The sequence below is a fragment of the Streptomyces sp. NBC_00328 genome (assembly GCF_036139655.1).
Taxonomy (GTDB): domain Bacteria; phylum Actinomycetota; class Actinomycetes; order Streptomycetales; family Streptomycetaceae; genus Streptomyces.
On record NZ_CP108013.1, the window covers coordinates 149,508 to 170,997 of the forward strand.

The 21,490-nt window shown below is 69.5% G+C and carries 18 protein-coding genes; 6 read left to right on the forward strand and 12 right to left on the reverse strand.

Going from position 1 to position 21,490, the window contains the following annotated elements:
• Positions 1-7 precede the first annotated feature (7 nt).
• Both OG485_RS00655 and OG485_RS00660 read left to right on the forward strand, forming a co-directional pair.
• A complete protein-coding gene (locus tag OG485_RS00655) occupies positions 8-1,759 on the forward strand; it encodes an ABC transporter ATP-binding protein (RefSeq protein ID WP_328674202.1) in 1,752 nt (583 codons plus the stop codon).
• Between the two features lie 126 nt (positions 1,760-1,885).
• Positions 1,886-3,829: a multicopper oxidase family protein gene (locus OG485_RS00660; protein ID WP_328663387.1), complete on the forward strand. Its 1,944-nt coding sequence runs from the start codon at positions 1,886-1,888 to the stop codon at positions 3,827-3,829.
• A 113-nt stretch (positions 3,830-3,942) separates the two neighbouring features.
• Here OG485_RS00660 and OG485_RS00665 read toward each other — a convergent pair whose 3' ends face one another.
• From OG485_RS00665 to OG485_RS00675, 3 genes are read right to left on the reverse strand one after another with little or no spacing between them, the layout of a single operon-like run.
• A complete protein-coding gene (locus tag OG485_RS00665; RefSeq protein WP_328663390.1) occupies positions 3,943-4,605 on the reverse strand; it encodes a sulfotransferase family protein in 663 nt (220 codons plus the stop codon).
• A gap of 18 nt (positions 4,606-4,623) precedes the next feature.
• Positions 4,624-5,055 carry a carboxymuconolactone decarboxylase family protein gene (locus OG485_RS00670; protein ID WP_326782988.1) on the reverse strand — a complete coding sequence of 144 codons (432 nt, stop codon included), beginning with the start codon at positions 5,053-5,055 and terminating at the stop codon, positions 4,624-4,626.
• Between the two features lie 60 nt (positions 5,056-5,115).
• Positions 5,116-6,144, reverse strand: a complete 1,029-nt coding sequence (locus tag OG485_RS00675) for a methyltransferase (protein WP_328663392.1) — start codon at positions 6,142-6,144, stop codon at positions 5,116-5,118.
• A 221-nt stretch (positions 6,145-6,365) separates the two neighbouring features.
• On the opposite strand from OG485_RS00675, the gene OG485_RS00680 reads away from it, so the two are divergent.
• Complete coding sequence (locus OG485_RS00680; RefSeq protein WP_326782990.1) at positions 6,366-6,983, forward strand: mycothiol-dependent nitroreductase Rv2466c family protein; 618 nt, start codon at positions 6,366-6,368, stop codon at positions 6,981-6,983.
• 31 nt (positions 6,984-7,014) lie between these two features.
• Here the strand turns inward: OG485_RS00680 and OG485_RS00685 are convergent, their stop codons facing one another.
• Both OG485_RS00685 and OG485_RS00690 read right to left on the reverse strand, forming a co-directional pair.
• Positions 7,015-7,893, reverse strand: a complete 879-nt coding sequence (locus tag OG485_RS00685; protein WP_326782991.1) for an NmrA/HSCARG family protein — start codon at positions 7,891-7,893, stop codon at positions 7,015-7,017.
• A 104-nt stretch (positions 7,894-7,997) separates the two neighbouring features.
• Positions 7,998-8,726 carry an SDR family oxidoreductase gene (locus OG485_RS00690; protein ID WP_328663395.1) on the reverse strand — a complete coding sequence of 243 codons (729 nt, stop codon included), beginning with the start codon at positions 8,724-8,726 and terminating at the stop codon, positions 7,998-8,000.
• A 352-nt stretch (positions 8,727-9,078) separates the two neighbouring features.
• Here OG485_RS00690 and hemG point away from each other — a divergent pair, with 352 nt between their 5' ends.
• Positions 9,079-10,560, forward strand: coding sequence for a protoporphyrinogen oxidase (gene hemG, locus OG485_RS00695; RefSeq protein WP_328663397.1), 1,482 nt, complete (start codon positions 9,079-9,081; stop codon positions 10,558-10,560).
• A gap of 151 nt (positions 10,561-10,711) precedes the next feature.
• Positions 10,712-11,578, forward strand: coding sequence for an RNA-guided endonuclease InsQ/TnpB family protein (locus OG485_RS00700; protein ID WP_328663399.1), 867 nt, complete (start codon positions 10,712-10,714; stop codon positions 11,576-11,578).
• A 207-nt stretch (positions 11,579-11,785) separates the two neighbouring features.
• Here OG485_RS00700 and OG485_RS00705 read toward each other — a convergent pair whose 3' ends face one another.
• The 6 genes from OG485_RS00705 to OG485_RS00730 all read right to left on the reverse strand — a co-directional run bounded on the left by OG485_RS00705 (position 11,786) and on the right by OG485_RS00730 (position 18,829).
• Complete coding sequence (locus OG485_RS00705) at positions 11,786-13,537, reverse strand: FAD-dependent monooxygenase (protein ID WP_326782995.1); 1,752 nt, start codon at positions 13,535-13,537, stop codon at positions 11,786-11,788.
• A gap of 168 nt (positions 13,538-13,705) precedes the next feature.
• Positions 13,706-13,981 carry a hypothetical protein gene (locus OG485_RS00710; protein ID WP_328663401.1) on the reverse strand — a complete coding sequence of 92 codons (276 nt, stop codon included), beginning with the start codon at positions 13,979-13,981 and terminating at the stop codon, positions 13,706-13,708.
• Entirely contained in the window at positions 13,978-15,420 is a 1,443-nt protein-coding gene (tnpB, locus tag OG485_RS00715; protein WP_328663402.1) for an IS607 family element RNA-guided endonuclease TnpB, read from the reverse strand. The genes OG485_RS00710 and tnpB overlap by 4 nt, the downstream gene beginning before the upstream one ends.
• Positions 15,417-15,992: an IS607 family transposase gene (locus OG485_RS00720; protein WP_328663405.1), complete on the reverse strand. Its 576-nt coding sequence runs from the start codon at positions 15,990-15,992 to the stop codon at positions 15,417-15,419. Before OG485_RS00720 ends, tnpB begins: the two co-directional genes overlap by 4 nt.
• A 110-nt stretch (positions 15,993-16,102) precedes the next feature.
• The gene (locus OG485_RS00725) at positions 16,103-17,644 is read right to left on the reverse strand and encodes an alpha/beta fold hydrolase (RefSeq protein ID WP_328663407.1); all 1,542 of its coding nucleotides are present in this window, start codon (positions 17,642-17,644) and stop codon (positions 16,103-16,105) included.
• A 453-nt stretch (positions 17,645-18,097) separates the two neighbouring features.
• Positions 18,098-18,829: a gamma-glutamyl-gamma-aminobutyrate hydrolase family protein gene (locus OG485_RS00730; RefSeq protein WP_328663410.1), complete on the reverse strand. Its 732-nt coding sequence runs from the start codon at positions 18,827-18,829 to the stop codon at positions 18,098-18,100.
• A 471-nt stretch (positions 18,830-19,300) separates the two neighbouring features.
• On the opposite strand from OG485_RS00730, the gene OG485_RS00735 reads away from it, so the two are divergent.
• Positions 19,301-20,506, forward strand: a complete 1,206-nt coding sequence (locus OG485_RS00735) for a ParB/RepB/Spo0J family partition protein (protein WP_328663412.1) — start codon at positions 19,301-19,303, stop codon at positions 20,504-20,506.
• A 35-nt stretch (positions 20,507-20,541) separates the two neighbouring features.
• Here the strand turns inward: OG485_RS00735 and OG485_RS00740 are convergent, their stop codons facing one another.
• Positions 20,542-21,486, reverse strand: coding sequence for an RNA-guided endonuclease InsQ/TnpB family protein (locus OG485_RS00740; RefSeq protein WP_443048887.1), 945 nt, complete (start codon positions 21,484-21,486; stop codon positions 20,542-20,544).
• Positions 21,487-21,490: the final 4 nt, after the last annotated feature.

The following is a 21,490-nucleotide window of genomic DNA, read 5'->3' on the forward strand; positions in this document are numbered from 1 at the left end:
GGCACTGATGAAAGACGGCCAGTTGCGACGCATCCTCGGGCTGTTCCGCCCGTACCGGAGGCAGCTGCTGTCCGTCGTATTGCTGGTCGCGGGCTCCTCCCTGGTCGCCCTCGTCAACCCGTTCCTGATCCGCGAGATCATGGACACGGCGCTGCCGCAGGACAGGCTGGGGCTGCTGTCCCTGCTCTCCCTCGGCATGATCATGGTGTCGGTCACCACCAGCTCGTTCAACGTCTGGCAGACGCACGTGTCGGCCACGGTGGGCCAGCTCGTCATGCACGACCTGCGCACGGCGGTGTACTCCCACCTCCAGCGGATGTCGCTGGCCTTCTTCGCGCGCACCCGTACCGGCGAGGTGCAGTCGCGCATCTCCAACGACATCGGCGGGATGCAGGTCACCATTACGACCACCGCCACGGCGCTGCTGTCCGACGTGACGGTCGTCATCGCCGCGACCACCGCCATGTTCCTGCTCGACTGGCGGTTGACGCTCGCATCCATGCTCATGCTTCCGGCATTCGCCTTGGTGAGCCGTCGCGTCGGGAACCAGCGGCGGAACATCACCCGTGACCGGCAGAGGCAGCTCGCCGAGCTGTCGTCGACCATGCAGGAGTCGCTGTCGATCAGCGGGATCCTGCTCAGCCACACCATGGGCCGTTCGCACTCCCTGACCGACAACTTCGCGCGGCAGTCGCGCAAGCTCACCGACGTCGAGGTGCGCGTCACCACCGCGGGCCTGTGGTACCAGTCCACGATCTGGATCGTCATAGCCTCCATGCCGGCGATGATCTACTGGGTCTCGGGGCTGACCTCGGACAACGGCCACATGGCCATCTCCATCGGCTCCCTGGTCGCGTTCACGTCCCTCCAGCAGAGCCTGTTCCGCCCGGCGCAGCGGCTGCTGACCGTCGGGATCGAGATCCAGGGCTCTCTCGAGCTGTTCGGCCGCATCTTCGAGTACCTCGACCTGCCCGTTGACATCGCCGAGCCCGAGCGGCCGGTCGAGCCGGCCGCCTTGCGGGGGGAGGTGCGCATGCGGGGGATCGGCTTCTCCTATGCGGGAACGGAGCAGCCGACGCTGGTCGGCGTCGACGTGACCGTCCCCGCGGGCCGCAGCCTCGCGATCGTCGGAGAGACCGGCTCGGGAAAGACCACGCTCAGCTACCTCATCCCGCGGCTGTACGACGTCACGGCCGGTTCCGTCACGATCGACGGGGTCGACGTACGCGACCTGTCCTTCGACACGCTCACGGCCGCGGTCGGCGTCGTCTCCCAGGAGACGTACCTGTTCCACGCCACGGTCGCGGACAACCTGCGGTTCGCCAAGCCCGACGCGACCGACGAGGAGCTGTTCGCGGCGGCGCGGATCGCCCACATCCACGACTATCTGATGTTGCTGCCCGACGGCTACGACACGGTGGTCGGCGAGCGCGGGTACCGGTTCTCCGGCGGCGAGAAGCAGCGGCTGGCGATCGCCCGCACCATCCTGCGCGACCCGCCGATCCTGGTGCTCGACGAGGCCACCAGCGCCCTGGACACCCATACCGAGCAGGCCGTACAGAAGGCCATCGACGCGGCCAGCGTGGGCCGTACCACCATCACGGTCGCCCACCGGCTGTCGACCGTCCGCAACGCCGACGAGATCATCGTGCTGGACCGGGGCCGGGTCTCCGAGCGCGGCACCCACGACGAGCTGCTCCTGCGCGGTGGCCACTACGCGACGCTCATCAACCGGGACACCGAGCCTGTAGCGGTCTGAAATCCGCCTCCCGGACGGCCTTGCCGAAGTGGCAGGGCCGTCCACCGGCGCCGGGCCCTGCCGGAAAGGCACGTCCTGGAGCCGAGCTCGAGTTCGACGAGAGCGGCCGCCCCTACCGTCGGGCGCATGGATCCCACAGCTTCCGAAACATTCGAGCCATCCGGGCCGAACCGCCGCACGCTGCTGCGTTACGGCGCCATGGCCGGGCTGGGCGCCCTGGTGACCGCCGCCCCCTTCTTCAAGTCAGATGGTGCGGCCGCCCTGACGGCCGGCGGGCCCGAGCCGACGGCGCCCGAGCTGAAGCTGACGAAGTTCAGGGATCCGCTGCGGGTCCCGCCGGTGCTGCGCCCCCGCGACCGCGGCGACCATGACGAGCTGACCGTCCGCATGCGCACCGCCGACGTCACCGTGCACTCGGAGATGCCGCCGGTGACGATGTGGACGTACGAGGGCGTCTACCCGGGCCCGACGATCCAGACGGTCAGCGGCCGTCCGCTGCGGATCGTCTGGGAGAACCAGCTGACGGGCAACATCCCCGTCAAGGCCGTCGACTTCGGCTCGACCACGGGCCGCTCACCCGACCCGCTCTCCAACTACCCTGGCACGTCGGGAACCCAAGTGGTCCCCGACGTGTCGGACCTGGCGCCGTGGGCCGCGGTGCACCTGCACGGCATGCTGACCGGCGGCGGCAACGACGGCTGGATGGAGAATCTCATAGGCCCGGGCGACGTGCAGTTGTCGGCCTATCCGAACAACCAGGCCGCGACCACGCTCTGGTACCACGACCACACCCACCACGTGAGCCGCTTCAGCGTCTACGCCGGGCTCGCGGGCCTGTTCCTCTCCCGCAACGAGGAGGAGGAGGCGCTCGACCTGCCCGACGGTGCCCGCGACGTGCCGCTGATCCTCAGCGACCGCAACTTCGACGTGGACGAGTCCGGTGCCCTCGCCGGCCGGCTGGTCCACAAGGTGGAGATGATCGGCCCGCAGCGGCTCATGCGTACCCACGCGGCCCCATACACCCTGGTCAACGGGGTGGTCTGGCCGTACCTGGAGGTCGCGCCGCGCTGGTACCGGTTCCGGATCGTCAACGCCGCGAACTCCCGGATATACCGGCTGATGCTGCTGTCGGACGGCCGGCCCGTCCCGGGTGCGCTGCGGGTGATCGGGACCGACCAGGGCCTGATCGACAAGCCGCTGACCGTCGAGGGGGCGCTCAACCTCTCCCCCGGCGAGCGCGCCGACGTACTGATCGACTTCAGCGCGTTCCGGGGGCAGGCCCTGAAGCTGGTCAACACGCTGGAGGGCATCGCGCCCGGTGCCTCCGACAAGCCCAACGACCTGCTGGAGCCCGACGTGATGCAGTTCCGCGTCGCGGACCAGCGCCCGTCCAACCGGTTTGTGCTGCCGGAGGTCATCTCGCCCACGTTCAAGCGGCTCACCCACCACGACCTGCCCCACGACGTCGCCCCCCGGTGGGTGGTCGTGGTCGGTCCCGGCTCGACGAACATTCCCGAGCTGTGGGAGATGGAGGAGATCGACCCGGCGGGGATCACGTTCCCGTCCCCCGGGACCATCCAGGTCCGGGACGCCGAGGGCACCGTCAAGACGCTGCGCAGGACGGCGATGGCGTACGACGACGGCAGGACGTTCACCGCCGCGCTCGGCAGCGTGGAGATCTGGAAGTACCTCAACCTCGCCGCGTCCCCGCACCCCATGCACATCCATCTGTCGCACTTCCAGGTGCAGTCCCGCGAGAACTACGACATCACCGGGTTCGACCGCGCCACCCGCGGCTCGGCCAGGCCCATCGCGTTCAAGGCCGCGGGGGTGCTGGAAGCGCACGAGCTCGGAGAGAAGGACGTCATCCGGGTGGGTACGGCGGGCCAGATCACGCCGAACGCCACGCTGGGCGAGCTGGTCACCGTGGCGGTCCGGTTCCCCGTCGTCGGCAGGGGCGTCCACCACTGCCACATGCTGGAGCACGAGCAGCACATGATGCGGCCCCTCGTGGTGTCGCCGGCCATCCATCTGCACGCGGGCGGCAACCACACACACGCAATGCCGTGAGCCCGCGCCGGTGATCGGCGCGGGCCCACGGGGCGCGCCCAGAACCCGAGAACGGCAGCCGGCGTCCGAGGACGCCGGCTGCCGTTCTCGTCGTGATGCCGGGACTCGCTGACTCAACCGGCAGGAACCGGGCCGGCGCCGGCTGCCTGGGCTATCCGCTGACGCATCTCCTCGGAGCTGTTGGCGCGCGGGAACTCCTCGTCGGGAACCTCGACCCCGAGGAACGCGCACAGCGGCTCCCACCCCTGCTGCACGTCGTACACGAGGACGTTGTCCGCGCCGAGGGCGCGCACGACGTCTTCGGTGTGCCGGTGGTAGACCTCGATGGCGTGGTCCTTGTCCGAGAACCGGCCGTCGAAGAGGCCCTCCCAGACCAGGGCGTTGACGACGCGGAACAGCCGGGCCTGCCGGGAGCCCGGCTCGGGCGGGTGCTCCATGGTCCGCAGCGCGAACTGGTACAGCGTGTCGTAGGTGCTCTTGTACCAGCCCTCGGCGTCGCGCACGGTGAGGACCACCCTGGTCCCGGGGAGCGCCTCGCTGATCTGCTGGTAGTAGACGGTGGAGGGACCGTCCACCGCGGAGGTGTAGCCGTCGTAGAGCGCGGCCCAGTCGGGGCGCTCGCCGTCGCAGATGATCCGCTCCCACCGGGCGAGGCGCTGTTCGTCGTCGACGATCTCGAACATGTGGAAGCAGGGCCCGAGGCCGAGCCGCTCCAGGGCCACCTGGAGTGATGTCGTGCCGGTCCGGCCCAGGCCGGCGTTGATGAGCTTCAACACGGTGATGTCTCCTCTTCCTCAGCGCCAGACCGCGTCGTCCTGGTGGGTGGCGACGTTCACCCTGTTCCAGAAGTTGACCAGACTGATGTGCATGATCAGGGCGCCGAGCTGCACGTCGGTGTAGTGCTTGGAGGAGTTCGCCCAGACCTCGTCCGACGGCGCGCTCCGGGCGTCGGTCTGCACGGTGACGGCCTCGGCCAGCTCCAGGGCGGCGCGCTCGGCGTCGGTGAAGGAGGGCTCGGTCCGCCACGTGTCCACCAGGGGCAGGCGCTTGTCCGCGGGCTCGGCCGGGAAGGTGTAGACCCGGCCGTTGAGCGCGGCGACGCGCAGCCGGATGAAGTCGAGGGTCGACTGCGGCACGCCAACCTTGCCGATGACCTCGGACAGGTCGAGCAGGGGCTGCAGGGCGCCGGGAACGACCAGGGAGGGGTTGCCCATCCGTTGAGCCATCGGGAGTTCTCCTGTGTGATAGCGGTGCGCTGGAAGGTGAGAGGACGCCGGACAGGGCCGTCAGACCGGGATCGCCTCGATGATCGAGATCGGTGACGCGGTGGGAATCACCCTGCTGATCTTGAAGCCCGCCCTGGCGAACAGCTCGGTGTACTGCGCGAGGGTGCGGTCCTGGGAACCGATCATCAGCATCAGCCAGAGGTCGATGGTGTGGCCGATGTGGCGCTCGTTGTTCTCGGGGAGCAGGTACTCGATGCAGAGCAGCTTGCCGTCGGGGCCGATCGCCTCGCGTGCGTTGCGCAGGGCGGTCAAAGCGTCTTCCTCGGAGAAGTTGTGGATGATGCGCTTGAACAGGTACGCATCACCGCCCTTGGGCAGCTTGCCGAGGTAGCCGCCGTGCTCGACGGTGCAGCGGTCCGCGACGCCGGCCTCCTCGAAGAGCGAGGCCGAGTCCACGGTCGCGATCTCGAAGTCGTACAGCACGCCCTTGGCGTTCGGCGCCTGCTGGAGGACCCCCGCCAGGAGGTAGCCGCGGCCGCCGATGACGTCCACGACGGTGCGGAACCGGGAGAAGTCGTAGGCGGCCAGGACCGGGTCGGTCTCCGACTCCGAGACCTTGCCGAACGCCTGGAAGAACGCGGCGGCGTAGGCGTGGTTCGCGTGGAAGAAGTCCAGCGTGCTCATGCCGCGCAGCTTGGGCAGGTTGGCCTCGCCGGTCTGCACGGTGGTGAGCAGGTGGCCCCACTCCTCGTGCAGCAGGGGGTGGCTCATCAGCTGGGCGAACTTCCGCATCGAGTCCTGCGCGTCCTCGCGGAGCTTGTTGGACAGCGCCGTGTTCTCGTACCGGCCGTCCGGACGGACCGCGAAGACTCCGTGGCCGGACAGCGCGCGCAGGATCCGGTGGGTCGCCCGCGGGTCGGCTTCGACCCGCAGTGCGATGTCCTCGGCGGAAAGCGGCGCGTCGGCGAGCACGTCGGCGATGCCGAGCCGGGCTGCGACGGAGATCGCCTGGGTGATGACGGCACCCTGAATCAATTCGAGCAGCGCGTAGGAATCCGACTGGTCGCGGACCTCGGCCGATGCGGACATCGCTTTCCCCTCAGAGTGTCTTTTCTCGGATTCCAGACGATAAGTCGACGCTTCTCTCCGCCGCAACCGGCCAAGTTTCTCACGTCATTGACAAGAATGTTCAACCGGGGAATTCTCGCGTTTGAACGGAGCCCACCTCTACTAACACTCAACCGGGAATCCGACCCCGCTTGTCAGGCTGTGCCGACCGCGAACTCGCAATCGCCTTGAGGAGGCCGACGTTGGCACACGACACCCCGACCCCGGTGGATTTCTGGTTCGACCCGAGCTGCCCCTGGGCGTGGATGACATCCCGGTGGGTCCTTGAGGTCGCAGAGCGACGGCCCCTGGAGATCCGCTGGCACATCATGAGCCTGACGCTGCTCAACGAGGGACGCGCGGACCTGGACGAGCGCTGGCACCGTGACCTGGCCCTGCGAATGGAGCCGGTACGGGTCTGCGCCGCCGCCGAGCACACGTACGGACCCGGGGCGCTGCGCCGGCTCTACACCGAACTCGGCACCCGGTTCCACCTCGACAAGGCGCCCAAGGAGCGGGCCACTTACGAGGCGGCCCTGGCCGCCTCGGGCTTCGATCCCGCCCTGGCCGACGCGGCCGGGTCCGACGCGTTCGACAGCGCGGTGCGTGCTTCGCACCACGACGGCATCGCCCGCGTCGGCACCGATGTGGGCACCCCCGTCATCGCCGTGGGGGGGGTGGCCTTCTTCGGACCCGTGGTGACGCCCACACCGCGGGGGGAGGCCGCGGTGAAGCTCTGGGACGGCGTGCTCGCGGTGGCCGAGACCGACGGGTTCTTCGAGCTCAAGCGCACCCGGACCCGGAACCCGATCTTCGCCTGAGCCCCGGCGTCCACCACGGCCGGCTCGGGCGTCAGCCGCGGGCCGCGACCGCCGGGGCGGTCCAGTTGTCCTTCAGCCACGCCTCCACGGAGACCAGGTTCGGCCTGTTCTTGCGCAGTTCGGTCAGGTCTGCCTGGAAACCGTCACGCTCGAACCAGTCGAACATGTTGGCCAGGTCCGGGCGACCCGCGCGCAGCGGCTCGATGGGCAGCTGCTGGAAGCGGGTCGGGATGCCGGAGACGGCCTCGAACGCCGCAGCCATCTGCGGCCCGGTCAGCTCGTCGCTGGCGATGTCGACCGTCCGGCCGATCCATTCCTGCGGGTTCTCGAAGGCGTCCGCGGCGAAGGCGCCGATGTCGCTCGTCGCCATGATCTGCACCGAGGTCTCGGGGTCGAGCCACATGGCCAGGACGAGCTCGCCCTGCCTCGCGCGGGGGGCGATGTCGAGGAGGATGTCGTGGAACATCGCCGGCCGCAGCACCGTGGTCGGCAGGTCGAGCGTCGCCAGGTACTGCTCACCCACCAGCTTGCTCTCGAAGTGCGGGACGCGGGTGTCCCGGTCCGCACCGCCGACCGAGCTGTAGACGAAGTGCTTCACCCCGGCCCGCACCGCGGCGTCGGCCACCGCCTTGCCCTGGCGGATCTCGGCCTCGACGCCGCCGGCGCCCCGGAAGGTCTGCACGCTGAAGACCCCGTACACACCCTCCGTCGCCGCCGCCAGCGACGCCTCGTCGTCCATGTCACCGCGGACGAGGACCGCGCCCGCCTCCTCCAGCGCCCGCGCCTGCGCCTTCTGCGGGTCGCGGACCAGGGCGCGCACGGAGAAACCCCGCCGCAGCAGCTCGCGGGCGACCGCCCCACCCTGCCGGCCGGTGCCGCCTGTCACCAGGATCGTCTCTGCAACCGCCACTGTCTGCCTCCATGTTGTGTGCCCGCCGGTCCTTGCCCGGCCCGGCTGTCAGGTGTGATGGCCGCGAACGGCCGAGGTCCCTCGCGGGATGGTGACGTTGCGCGCTACCACGGAACGGGGCCGTCGTCGGACAGGCACTGGCCCGACGGGCCGGCCTCGTCCAGCGTGGCGAGCCGGACGGCGATCTCCGCGCCCTCGGCGGGGGACCGGAACCCGCGGTTCTGGTTGATGTCGGTCGCCACCACTCCGGGGAGCGCCGCGTTGACCTTGATCGGGGTCTCCCGCAGCTCCTTCGCGTACGCGAACGTCACCGCGTTCAGAGCGGTCTTCGAGGACTGGTAGGCGATCATGTTGAGGCCCGCCAGAGGGCCGCTCGGAGCCGAGGCCAGGGTCAGCGAGCCCACGTGACTGGACAGGTTGACGATGCGGCCGGCCGGAGAACGGCGCAGCAGCGGCAGCATCGTGTGGGTCACGGTGACCACCCCGAACACATTGGTCTCGAAGACCTCCCGCAGGTCGACGGCGGTCGCCTCACTGGGCGTCCCGGTAAAGCCGCCCGCGATGCCGGCGTTGTTCACCAGGATGTCCAGGCGCCCGAACCGCCGCTCGATCTCGCGGGCCGCCTCCCCCACGGAGGCCGGGTCCGTCACGTCGAGCCGGAGCGGCACGGCCGTGACGCCTTCGTCTGCCAGCGCGTCGGCGGCCTGCTTGCCGAGCACCTCGTCCCGGGCGCCGATGAGAACGATGATCCCCTGCTCGCCGAGTTGCCTCGCAATGGCGAATCCGATGCCCTTGTTGGCGCCCGTGATGAGCGCGACCTTCTCGAACGGCACGTTTTTCCCTTTCGTGAGGTCCAGGTTCCAATGCCTCCGGAACGCCAATTCGCCGGATACGCGGAGGCGGCGAGCGGAACATCCTGCGCCCGGTTTTTAAGCAATGAATTAATACGTTCACGGTACGAAACGCAAATGCCCGGGCACCTCCGATGCTGCCGTCGAACCACCCTGTTCAAATGCCGAAAGCCCGCGGTCGAACAGCCGACCGGCGAGCAATCGCGAAAGATTCGGCCCGCCTTCAAGGCGCCCTCCACCCGGGGTCCGGGGCGCTCGGCCAGACTGCCCACGGCCTGTCTCGGCGCCGACCGTACGGGCCTTACGACACCGTAACCATGAAGGAGCTGGTGGAATGACTGGGAGCGAACAGGCTCAGGCGAGCGGCAAGCCCCACGTGGTCATCGTCGGTGGCGGGATCTCGGGACTGGCGGCGGCGTTCCACCTGCGGAACGAGCCGGTGCGCGTGACGCTCCTTGAGGCCTCGTCCCGGCTGGGCGGAAAGCTGCTGGTCTCCGACGTGGCAGGAGTCGCGGTCGACGAGGGCGCCGAGTCGCTGTACGCCAACCGCAAGAAGACCACCGGCCTGATCAAGGAGGCGGGACTCGGCGAGCAGATCATGTCGGCGGGCCCCGTCACCGCGTCGGCGATCTGGACCGGGGGCACGATCAGGCACCAGCCCGACCGTCAGTTCATGGGTGTGCCCTGCGACATGGACGACCTCGCCCGGTCCGGGGTGCTGTCCGCCGAGGGCGTGGAGCGGGCGCAGCAGGACCTCGTGCTGCCCTCGTTCGACCTGAAGGGCGACATCTCGGTCGCGTCCTTCGTCGGCGGGCGGTTCGGCCAGGAGGTCGTGGACCGCCTCGTCGAGCCGTTCCTCGCCGGTGTGTTCGCCGGGCGTGCCTCGGACCTCTCGTTCGAAGCCACCCTGACCCCGCTGGCGAGGGCGTCCCGCGATCACATCTCGCTCGCGGACGCGGCCGGCTCGCTGGTGCCGCACCTGCAAGAGGGCGAGAAGCCCCCGCCGGTGAGCGTCGCCACCCTCGAGGGCGGCTTCGGCACGCTGCCCGCGGCGATCGTCCAGCAGGTGCTGGACGCCGCGCCGGACACGGCCCTGCGCACCGGCACCCCCGTCCGGGACCTGACACGCAAGGGTGACCGCTGGCAGGTGACCGTGGGGTCGGCCACCGACTCGGAGGTCATCGACGCCGACGCGGTCATCATCGCCACCCCGGCCGGCCCGACGGGCAGCCTGCTCGCCGGGGTCCCGGGTACGTCCTCCGCTGTCTCGGCGCTCTCCGAGGTGCCGTACGCCAGCGTGGCCATGGTGACGCTCGCCTACCCGCGCACGGCGTTCCCGAGCGGGCTCTCGGGCCGCGGCTACGCCGGTTACCGGGTGCCGGCGGAGGAGGGGAAGGCCGTCAAGGAGGTCACGTTCACCACGGTGAAGTGGCCGCACCTGGCGGGCGAGGTGGAGATCGTGCGCTGCTCGCTCGGACGGTTCGGCGAGGAGCACCTGCTCCAGCTCGACGACGCCGACCTGGTCGCGCTGGCGACGGCCGAGCTCGCCGAGGCCACCGGCGTGACCGGTGTCCCGGTGGCGTCCCGCGTGAGCCGCTGGGAGAGCGCCCTGCCGCAGTACACCGTCGGCCACGTGGACCGGGTGCGGCGGATCCGTGAGACCGTGGCGACCCAGCCCGGACTCGCGGTCTGCGGTGCGGTGTACGACGGCGTGGGCGTCGGTGTCTGCATGATGACCTCGCGGAGGGCCGTCGACCAGATCCTCCCCGTCGTGAAGAAGGCTGCTGTAGCTGACTCGGTCGCAGTCGGGGTGTGAGCCCGAATCCACCTCGTTTCCTTCTCGTTTCCTTGCAGGGTGCCCCGGCCTTCAGGCCGGGGGTGAATGCGAGCCCCTGCGGAGCAGGGCAGAGGAATCGCCGTCAGGGCGATTCCTCTGCCCTGCTGGCGTCGAGGGCGATCTCGAGCAGGTGCAGGATCTCGGCGTTGAGCGTGTCATCGGCACCGACCGGGTGCCGGAGTTGACCGAGGACGGCTCACCGAAGCTGAACGCGAAGACCGGCAGGCAGGTCATGGGCCGCTCCGTGGTGGTGCACCAGCTCAACCGGCGGTGGGCTCGGGTCAAGGTGCCCGGCTGCGGCTGGGTCCGCTTCCGCCTCACCCGGACCGACCTGCCCGCCGCGAAGACGTTCCGTGTCACCTTGCGCAACGGCCGGTGGCACATCGCCTTCGCGGTCGTCCCCGCACCGGTCGCCGCACCGCCCGGTACGGGCGAGGTCATCGGTATCGACCGGGGCGTGACCATCACCGCCGCCCTCTCCGACGGGCGGAAGCTGAACTGCCCGCAGCTCACCGTGAAGGAACGCGCGCAGGTCCGCAAACACCAGCGACGTGCCGCACGCGCCTTGAAGGAAAGCGAGCGCAAGAGCGCCGAGTACGCCAAGGCCGCCCGTATCAAGGCCCGTGAAGCAGACCGGCGCAAGGACTGGTGCGAGAAGACCAGCACGATGCTCGCCCGCACCTACCGTCTGGTGCGGTTCGAGAAGCTGAACATCAAGAACATGACCCGCTCGGCCAGCGGAACCACCGAGCAGCCCGGCAGACAGGTCAGGCAGAAAGCCGGGCTGAACCGGGCCATCCTCGCGCAGGGCTGGGGCCTGCTGCGCCAACGCACCGGGCACAAGGCCCCGGGCCGGGTCGAAGACGTCCCCGCCCCCGGCGATCAGCCGGTGCCGGAGGGACGACACCGCCCGAACAGCGGTCGAGCGTCCGTGAACCTCAACCCACCTGGATTGGAATCCCCCTCTTTTAAGAGGGGGAGGATGCCACTGGAGTGATCCCGAAGTGATCACTCCAGTGGATTCGGCATGCGTGCGCCGGCTTACGGGCAGGACGAGAAGGGCCGTGCCCGGGCACGGCCCTTCTCGTCCTGCCCGTTCCGCGTCGCGGAAGCGGCGGTCTTCGTCGCGGCACCAGAAGATCCGGTCAGCGCTCGGATCGCTGACCGGATCTCTGATCGGATCCTGATCGGATCCCTGACCGCATCAGCGGTCCAGGATCGTGGCGAAGACCTCCGTCAGCGCCTGCTCCGCGTCCTTGCCGGCGCCGGTGCTGCGCCAGGCCACGTGCTGGTCGGGACGGATCAGGAGCGCGCCGGCACCAGTGATCTGCCGGACGGCCTCCCACCCGCCGTCCACGTCGGCGTACTCGGCGCCGTCGCCGATGCGGACCGCGTTGACCTGGACGGAGAACTTCTCCGCCACGCGTGCGGCCGCCTCGCTCCACGCCGTCCCCTCCGGGCCGGTGATCAGCGTGAAGCCGGTCCTGCCCGTCAGGTCGAGGGTGGACAGGCGCTCGCCGTCCCGGGTGATCCAGGCGTGCGGCAACCGGTGGCCGGGGCGCGACGTCGGCGTGTGCTCGTCGCGCATGGGGACGCGGGCCGGGCGCTCGGTGCCGTCGGAGACGACCGCTCCCTCCTCGTAGGCGAAGCCGATCTCCATCTCGAACGACTGGCAGCCGCCGCGGTGGGTGTCGAATATTTCCAGGGCCCGCGCCCGCACAGTGTCGCCGAGCGGGGACGGGTCGAAGTACGCCGCCAGACGCTGCCCGCGGCGCCCCGCCGGGATGTTGTGGCCGCCGCCGATGGCGTCGATGACCGCCTGGTGGTGCTGAGCGGCGGAGACCGCCCAGTCGACGTTCTCGCGGCCTACAGGCCGGCGCTCGGCCTCGTAGGTGTCGATCAGGCTCTCGGGCGCGCTGCCGTTCAGTACCGCAGCCAGCTTCCAGGCGATGTTGTGCGCGTCCTGGATGCCGGTGTTGAGGCCGAGGCCCACGGCGGGCGGCTGCTTGTGCGCGGCGTCGCCCGCGATCAGCACCCGGCCGACCCGGTACTTGTCGGCGAGGACCGCGTTCACGATCCAGTCCGTGATCTTGTGCACGGTCACTTCCAGATCCGGCACCTTCAGCACTTCACGGATGCGGTCGACGACCGTCTCGTTGTCCCAGCGGCCGGCCGGGCCGGGGGCCATGTGCAGGCCCCACTGCTCGCAGGCCTTGCCCCAGCTCGGACCCATCTCGATGAGGTTGACGGAGAGGTCGGGGTCCTCCGGGCTGAGGTAGTGCGTGATGAGCGTGCCCTCCTCCCACCACTGCGACAGGTCCGCGGAGAAGTACACGGTCGTCGTGTTGACGTTGCTGGGCGGGCCCTGCAACTCGATGCCGACCTTGGAGCCGACGAAGCGGCCGCCGTCGGCGCCGAGGAGGTACTGCGCCTTGACCGTGATGACCTCGCCGGTCTCGACGTTGCGCACCTCGGCGACGACGTGGTCGCCCTCGTCGGAGAAGTCGATCACCTCGTGGCTGAAGAGGATCCGCCCCGGACTGCGCTGCTCCGCGTGACGACGCAGGATCGGCTCCAGCCACATCTGCGGCAGCTTCGAGGGCAGTTCCGGCCCGGCCGCCCCGTAGCGCTCCGTCAGTTCGCCACCGCCGAAGGCGTCCATCTCATGGATCCGGCGAGCGTCGATCGGCCCGTCACCAGCGAACGTGGTCGCCCAGCGCACCTTGCCGAACTTGTCCAGCGGCGCCGCCTCCGCGAGGACGTCATCGCGGATCCCGTGCTGGCGGAAGATCTCCATCGTGCGCTGATTGAGGTAGTGCGCCTTCGGCACCCTCGACGTGTCCGCGTGCCGCTCCACGAGCAGGTGGTCGATGCCCTGGTCAGAGAGAAAGACGGAGGCGGACAGGCCACACCCGCCGCCGCCCACGATCAGGACCGGAACCTCGATTGACGTCATGTTCGCCCTTCCAGAATTCAGATGGCTTTTCCCGCACAGCCTGACAACGTCATCCGCAACCCTGGTCAAGAACGACTGGACTCCGAAAAGCCGCCGGCCGGTCACGCGGGTGACCGGCCGACTACGTGCCTCGGGGGAAGGGGTTCCTCCGGGGTTCCTCCCAGGTACTCAGCCGAGCCAGACGCCGTCGCTCATCAGCGTGCGTCCGGCCAGCTCGTTGGCCTCCCGCCAGGCCTGGATGCGCCGGGGCCGTACGCGGAAGTACTGGTAGGGCTGGTCGAGTTCGCGCGGGTCGAACCCGGTCTTGGCCGCGAAGGCGTCGGCCGTCCCGCCGAGTTCGGCGACGTCCACCGGCTCCGCGTCGCCGTCGACGATCACGACGTCGCGCGTCAGGCCGAGGCCGACGCGCACCCGGCCGTCCGCCAGCAGGTTGCGACCGGTCACGGAACCGCGCGGGGTCGAGATGAGGATGGCGGTCCCGTCCCAGAAGAACGAGAGTGGGATGAGGTGGGCACCGCCCGCCCCGTCCCTGTCTTGCGATGGGGGCGGGTGGTGCGGGTCTTGTGGTCGGCTCCACGAGGCTTCGACACCTTGGGGGTGTCCAGGTCTGCGGCCACTCCGGTACCTGTTGCTGCGATTGCCGCGAGTGCGGCGAGTGCGGTGTTGTCGTCCCGGTCGATGACCAGGCCGCAGGCGTCGCATTCGTAGGTCCGCACGTGCAGCGGCAGCTTGGCTTTCACCGCGCCGCACCCGGAACAGGTCTTGGAGGAGGGGTACCAGCGGTCGGCGGCCAGGATGCGGCAGCCGTTGCGCTGGGTCTTGTAGGTGAGCCGGCGGCGGATCTCCCCGAATCCGGCGTCGGCGATCCTGCGGGCCAGGCGCCGGTTGCGGAGCATCCCGGCGACGTTCAGGTCCTCCACCACGACGGTGCCGTATTTGGCAGCCACGGCGGTGGTGAGCTTGTGCAGGGCGTTGGCGCGGAGGTTCGCGATGCGGTGGTGCACCTTGTTGCGGACGGAGTCGGCCTTCTTCCACGGGGAGGAGGGCCGCTGTCCGGTCCGGCGGTCCGGACCGCGGCGGCGGGAGACGGTGCGGGAGGCGCGGCGCAGCTCCTTCAGGGCGCTGTCCAGACGCCTGGGGTTGGACACTTCGCGGATCTCACCGGTGCTGTCGGCCATGACCGCGAGAGTCTTCACGCCCAGGTCGATGCCGACCGCGGCTTCGGGCCGTGCGACGCGGACGAGGTCGCGTTTGACCTCGATCTGGAAGGACACGAACCAGCGTCCGCGTTCGTGACGGACGGTCGCGGACAGGATCCGCGCCCTGTCGGCCTGGACGCGGTGCAGGAGCTTGGCGGTGGGCTCGTGGACGCGGATGGTTCCGAGCCTCGGCAGGGTGACGTGCCGTCCGTCGGCGTCGAGGCGGATGGTGCCGGTGGTGAACCGGCAGGACAGGCGCGCCTTGTGCTTCGACTTGAAGCGCGGCGTCCCCATCCGCCGGCCGCGCCGCTTGCCGTTCTTCGACTTCGCGTAGTTGTCGAACGCGGCCGACGCGTTCGCCAGACCGGTGGAGTACGCCTCCTTGGAGTTCTCCTCCCACCAGGAGGCGAACCGGGGGTCCGTGTGCTTGGCGGCGTTGAACTCCTTGCGCAGCGATGGCAGCGACCACGGCCGCCACTCGGTCAGCGTGCCCTCGGGGACGCCGTATGTCTCCTCGGTCCGGCGCTGCCACCAGGATGCGGTCACCCAGCCGACAGCCCAGTTGTATGCCGCGCGCGCCGCACCGCAGTGCGAGCGCAGTGCGGCCTCCTGGGCGGCGTTCGGGTCCAGCGCGAAGCGGTACGCCTGCACCACGAACCCGGGCTGCGGCCGGAACTTCTTCACTCGGCGGCCTCGCCGGTCGCCACGGCCACCGCGCGGGCGGCCCGGGTCTTCGCCGCCCGCTGCCCGTACAGGCGGGCGCACATCGAGGTGAGCACCTCGGTGACGTCCCGCACCAGGTCGTCCGCGGTCTCGGCAGGGTCGAGGACGACCAGGCGCCTGCCGGACGCCGACAGCGCGGCCTCGAGGTGCTCGACGCCGAACCGGGTCAGCCGGTCACGGTGCTCGACCACGATCACAGCCGTACCCGGGTCGGCGAGAAGCCGATGCAGTTTGCGACGGCGCCCGTCCGGCCCTGACCCGACCTCGGTCACGACTTCCGCGACGGCCAGGACCAGTCCATTCGCGCCGGACACCACCCGCGCAGCCTGCCGATCCAAGTCGACCTTCTGGTCTGCTGACGACACGCGGCAGTACGCCACCACGCGTCCGGACGGCTGGACGGCCACCTCATCGACCAGCCACGTCCCGGACGGCGCCTGGCGGACCGGCACGGGCATCTTCCCGTCCTTCACCCACCGCCAGGCGGTCTGGTAGCTCACGCCCTGCTGACGCGCCCACTCCGACAGCCTCACAAAACCAAGCTACGTGAGATGTCTGACCAGAGACGACTATGAATGATCAGGAAATCCATGGCAGTTGTCGCCCCCGCATGGTGATCATGCGGGGCCCGGCTGACGACGGATCAGGCCGTCGGCGGCACCGGGTCCTCGGGCGCCTGGCAGGTGGCGTCGATGCCCCACGACGAGGTGGGACGAGTGCCGTCCCTCAGGTAGTCGCTGACGTAGGTGTTGAGGCAGGGGTTGTTGTTCGCCGACAGCGCCGAGCCGACGTTGTGGCCGCCCAACTCCATGATGAGACGGGAGTTGGGGAACCGGATACGCATGTCGAGAGCGCCGAACATCCCGTGTGCGCTGTCGTACTGCGGCTGCACCAGCAGGACGTTGGCGCTGCCGTTGCCGACCTGCGCCGGAGCCTGGGTCTGCACCGGCCAGAACGCGCACGGCGCGCTGTACCAGCCGTTGCTCCAGGTCAGGAGGTGGTTCCCGGCGGCGTACTGGCTGGCGAGGGTGGCGCTCCACACCTTCCAGTCCTTCGGCCACCGGCCGTCGGTGCAGTTGACCGCGTTGGTCATCGCGACGCGGTTCTGCTGAGGGAAGCCCGGGGTCGGGGAGTCGGCGCGCAGCGCCGTCGCGTCACCGCGCACCACGAAGTCGGAGAGTATCTTCGCGCGGCTCACCCAGGTCCAGCTGCGGTAGACGACCTGCTCGAAGACGTTCGCCCACTCGCCCGGTCCGATCTTGCCGTCGACCGGCGCCGCACGGAGGGCGTCCTGGCCCTTGTAGTAGTTCGCCTCGACCTCGTCGGCGGTCGTGCCGAGGTGGTAGACGGAGTCGTACTTGGCGACCCAGGCGAAGAAGATCCCGCCGTTGTACTCGGACGTGATGTTCTTGAACATCTGGTTCTGGTACCCCACGCCGCTGGGGCTGGGCACGCTGTCGAGCACCATGCGCTTCACCCGGGTCGGGTACATCGTCGCGTAGACCGAGCCGAGGTAGCCGCCCCAGTCGATGCCGTAGTAGGTGATCTGCTCCTGGCCGAGCGCGATCCGCATCTGGTCGAGGTCGCGCGCGGAGTCCTTGGTGGTGAAGTGGTTGAGCAGGTCGCCGTACTTGTCACCACAGCTCTTGGCGTACGCCTCGGCCTTGGACACGGCGTTCTGCTCGTCCTCGGCCGTCTTCGGCACGGGGTCGGCCAGCACCGGGTTGATGTAGGACGGGTCGCACACGATCGCCGGCTCGCTGGCCCCGACGCCGCGCGGGTCGAAGCCGATCCAGTCGTAAGCGGCGCCAACGTCCTTCGCCAGCCCGGTCGTGCCCTTGGCGTACCGGGTGGGCATGTCGCGGCTGATCGGGCCGGGCCACTGGCCGCGGTGCAGCAGCACGACGCCCTTGTACTGGTCGTCGATGACGGTGTGCTTGGCGCGGGTCAGCGCCAGCTTGATCTTCTGACCGCCGGGCTGGGCGTAGTCGAGCGGGACCTCCACCGAGCCGCACTCCAGGCCCTTGAGCAACGCACCGAGGTTCGGGTCGATGTCAGGACACGGCGACCAGGCGATTGTTCCCGTGGTCGGCGCGGCAGCCCCCTCGGCCGCCGCCACGGGCGTGACGGCCGGAACCGACAGGCCGATCACGATCACCGCATTTACCAATCCGAGCTTTTTCATGGATACCCCTTCTGGATGCACGGCGCACACAGCGTGGCAAGGGGGTCCTTGAAGCGGCTCGAAACCTGCTGGAGTCAGAATGAACCGATGAGCGAGCCGCAGACCGACGGGGACCACTACGTCGGCGGCGGCCGGCTGGTGGCCACCTTCACCGACCTCGACGGCGACGTCCTCGGGCTCATCCAGGGCTGATGCGGGGCTGATCCCGGGGCGCCTGCGAAACGGCCCGACCACTCACCACGCTGTCGGGCGGCGGCGCCGGCAACGAGGGCGGCCGGGTGGTGCCGGGACAAGGCCCGCCTCCGCCCTTCCGGCTTTTCTCAGCACGCGAACCGGAAACCCTGAGGGGAAATACGGCATTCCCGTCACCGGCGCCGCCGGGTTCATCGGATCACATGACTGAGAGGTTCGCCCGGGGCGGGGCACGTTCGGTGATCACCGAAGACCTGCGGGTCAGCGTCCGGCAGCGTGCACGAGTGCGTGATGAAGTCGTTGGTCGGGTGTGAATCCTGCTTCCCATTGCACGCCGACGGCGAAGGGGCGATCCGTGACTTCGACGGCCTCGACGGTACCGTCCTCCGCCCAGCCGGTGGCGGTGAGGCCGGCACCGAGCCGGTTGACGGCCTGGTGGTGATGGCAGGCCGTCACCGGCACGTCCTCGTCGAGGACACCGGCGATCCGGCTGCCCGGCTCCAGCTTCAACGGGTGGGAGCCGAGGGTGAAGGACGGCGTGTTCGGGCGGTGGCCATCGTGGCCCGTGACTTCGGGCAGGTGCTGGTGCAGCGTGCCTCCGTGCAGCACGTTGAGCAGCTGCATGCCGCGGCAGATGCCCAGCACGGGCAGCTCGGCGTCAAGTGCCGCCCGGATCAACACCAGTTCGGCGCGGTCGGCTTCCGGGGTCATCGCCCGCGTGCCGGAGTGCGGGTTCTCTCCGTACAGCGCCGGATCCACATCGGGGCCACCCGGGATCAGCAGGCCGTCGATCCGGTCCGCCATGGCCTCGACGCCGGGCAGCAGCGGAAGCAGCAGGGGCGTGCAGCCCGCCGCGGTCAGGAAGGCCAGGTGAGACTGGAGCGCGAAGCTGACGACCATCTCGCTGCCCTGGAACGTGACCGGCGCGGTCCGCGCACAGATCCCGATCACTGGCCGCCCCGTGCTCGCCGAACCATTCACGAATGATTTCATAGCCACCTTCATGGATTTCCGGGTTCAACTGAGGAAAGTAGGCAGATGCAACATCCGCTTCCGCGGAGAGCCATAACGGAAATAAAATAGCCGTTTACGTAAAGCGGCGGCCATCGTTCAAAACCGGGCAGGCCGACGCCTACTGAACGGAATGACCTTCCTGATATCACAGACGGGGACCCCTTTACCCGCGCTGTGGTTCACCGTCTCCCCCGGCACGCTCACCGCGAAGGTATTCGACCGCCTCGCCACACAGCCCGCCGCACGGTCCGCCTCGTGGCCCGCAGGGATGCTCGCACTCCGGGCGGCCGCCCTGCCGGCCGTCGCCGCGGTGCTGCCGCGGCGGGTGTCCGCCGGTCCGGCGGACACCCGCTGTCCTGCATTTCCAGGAAACTTCAATCTCCCCTCAACTGCAGCTGGAGCCCCTCCTGCGATGCTCATCGGCAGCGGCAGCAGAGAGGAAGTGAAGGAATGGCTCAGAGCAGCGCGCAGGCCATCTTGATCACGAACGCGTTCGGCTCCGTCAGGACGGAAGGCGTCGACGCGTCGGCCCGCAGCGAATTCGATCTGAAGAACCTCGAGCAGCTTCCCGCCTGCGACATCCTCGTCAACGCGCTGTCGGCGGGCGTGTCTCTGCGCCGGAGCGGCACGGACGCCGCGCACATCCAGCTTCTCGTCGACGCGGCCGGCTCGGCGGAGCTGCCGCCCGTTCTGGTCCAGATCGACGGCTACCGCATCATCGACGGCCTGCACCGGCTGGAAGCCGCCAAGCTGCGCGGCGACAGCAGCATCAAGGCGCGCTTCGTCGACTGTTCGAACTCCGAGGCGCTCGTCATCGCCATGAAGGCGAACGTCTCGCACGGACTGCCGCTGTCGAAGACCGACCGCGTGTCCGGAGCCCAGCGTGTCCTGAGTTCCCACCCGGACTGGTCCGACCGTGCCGTCGCCCGCATCACCGGGCTGAGCGCGAAGACGATCGCGTCGCTGCGCGAGAAGTCGAGTGAGGGAACACCGCTCGACGGCAAGCGCATCGGCCGGGACGGCAGGCGGCGTCCGGTGGGCCCGGGCGAGGGCCGGCTGCGGGCCGCCGAGTACATCGCCGAGCACCCGAACGCCCCGCTCCGTCAGGTCGCCCGGGAGACCGACGTGTCGCTCGGCACGGTCCACGACGTGAGCGCCCGGCTGCGGCGTGGCGAAAGCCCCGAGCGCAGCGGCCGCCGGACACCCGACGCGGCGGCGCAGCCCCTGCGATCCGTCCACCCCGCCCACCCCGTCCACCCCGTGCGGTCCGTACAGCTGTCCGGGGAACCGTCGCGGCCCGTCTCGGCAGTTCCCGGCGGCGCGGATTCCGGTGGCGCAGCCCATGTGCCGCTGCAGGTGGCACCGAGCATCGACAGCGCGCCGCAGCGTAGGGACCGCACCGACGAGATTCCGGCCTGGACGACGGTGGCGGCGAAGATGGCCGCCGATCCCACCATCCGCTACACCGCGGGCGGCCGGGAGTTCCTCCGCTGGATGCAGCTGCACGCCGCCGAGCCGGACGACGGCTGGCGGGAGCTGATCGACGTGGTTCCGGCCCACTGGCTCGGCGTCATCGCCCCGATCGCCGAGCGCATCGGCAAGGAATGGAGCCTGCTCGCCGAGGGGCTCAAGACCAGGCAGGACATGATGCCTTGAAACCTCCCCTTCCCTGAAGGGAGGGGATTCCTGGCTCAGGCCGCCTCCTGGAGCAGCGCTCCAGGAGGTCTTGCGCCCTCGACGCCAGTCGGGTCGAGACCGGCCCGGAGCAGCATCACGCGTGCGGAGTTCTTGTCCCTGGGGGACACGGTTTTGCACGCGGTGCAGGTGTAGGTGCGTTGTGACAGCGGCAGTGCGTGCTTGGTTCTCGCTCCGCACTGTGCGCAGTCCATGGTGGTGTGCGCGGGGTGCACGAGGCGGATGTCCCGCCCGTGCTTGCGGCCCATCTCCAGCAGGGCTTTCTTGGTGGCGCCGATGGCGGCGTCGGCGGCCTTGCGGGCCATGGTCGACTTGGCGAGGAACTTCGGCCGGAAATCCTCCACCGCGATGGCGTCGTGGTCGTGCACGACCTTCTTCGCCCATTTGCGTCCGGTGTCCTGCCGCTGCCGGGCGACCTTCTTGTGCGCCTTGGCGCGCAGGTGCTTCGCCTCGCGGTAGCCCTTCGACGCAGCCTGCCCCTTCTCGGGCCTGCGGCGGGCCGTCATCCGGTCGTACCGGGTCAGTTTCGCCCGGGCTTTCCTGCCGTGTTCGGGGTGGGGGAGGTCGTGGGCGTCCGAGGTGGTGGTGGCGGTCTGCTTCACACCCCAGTCGATCCCGATCACCCGGCCGGTGGCGGGCAGCGGCCGGACTTCGGCGGGGACGACGAACGAGGCGTACCAGTGGCCGAGGCTGTCGCGGTACACGCGCACGCTGGACGGCTCGGCGGGCAGGTCCCGCGACCACACCACCGTCAGGACGGTCCCGCCCGCGAGGTGCAGGCGCCCGTCCTTGAGCCGAAAACCCCGCCGCGTGTAGTTCAGCGTCGGATCACAGCCGTGCTTCTTCTTGTGCCCGGGCATCCCGGCCCGCTGCCTGACGGGCAGCCGATCCCTGATGTCCTTGAGCACCTTGGCGCGGGACCTGCCGAAGTCCCGGACGATCTGC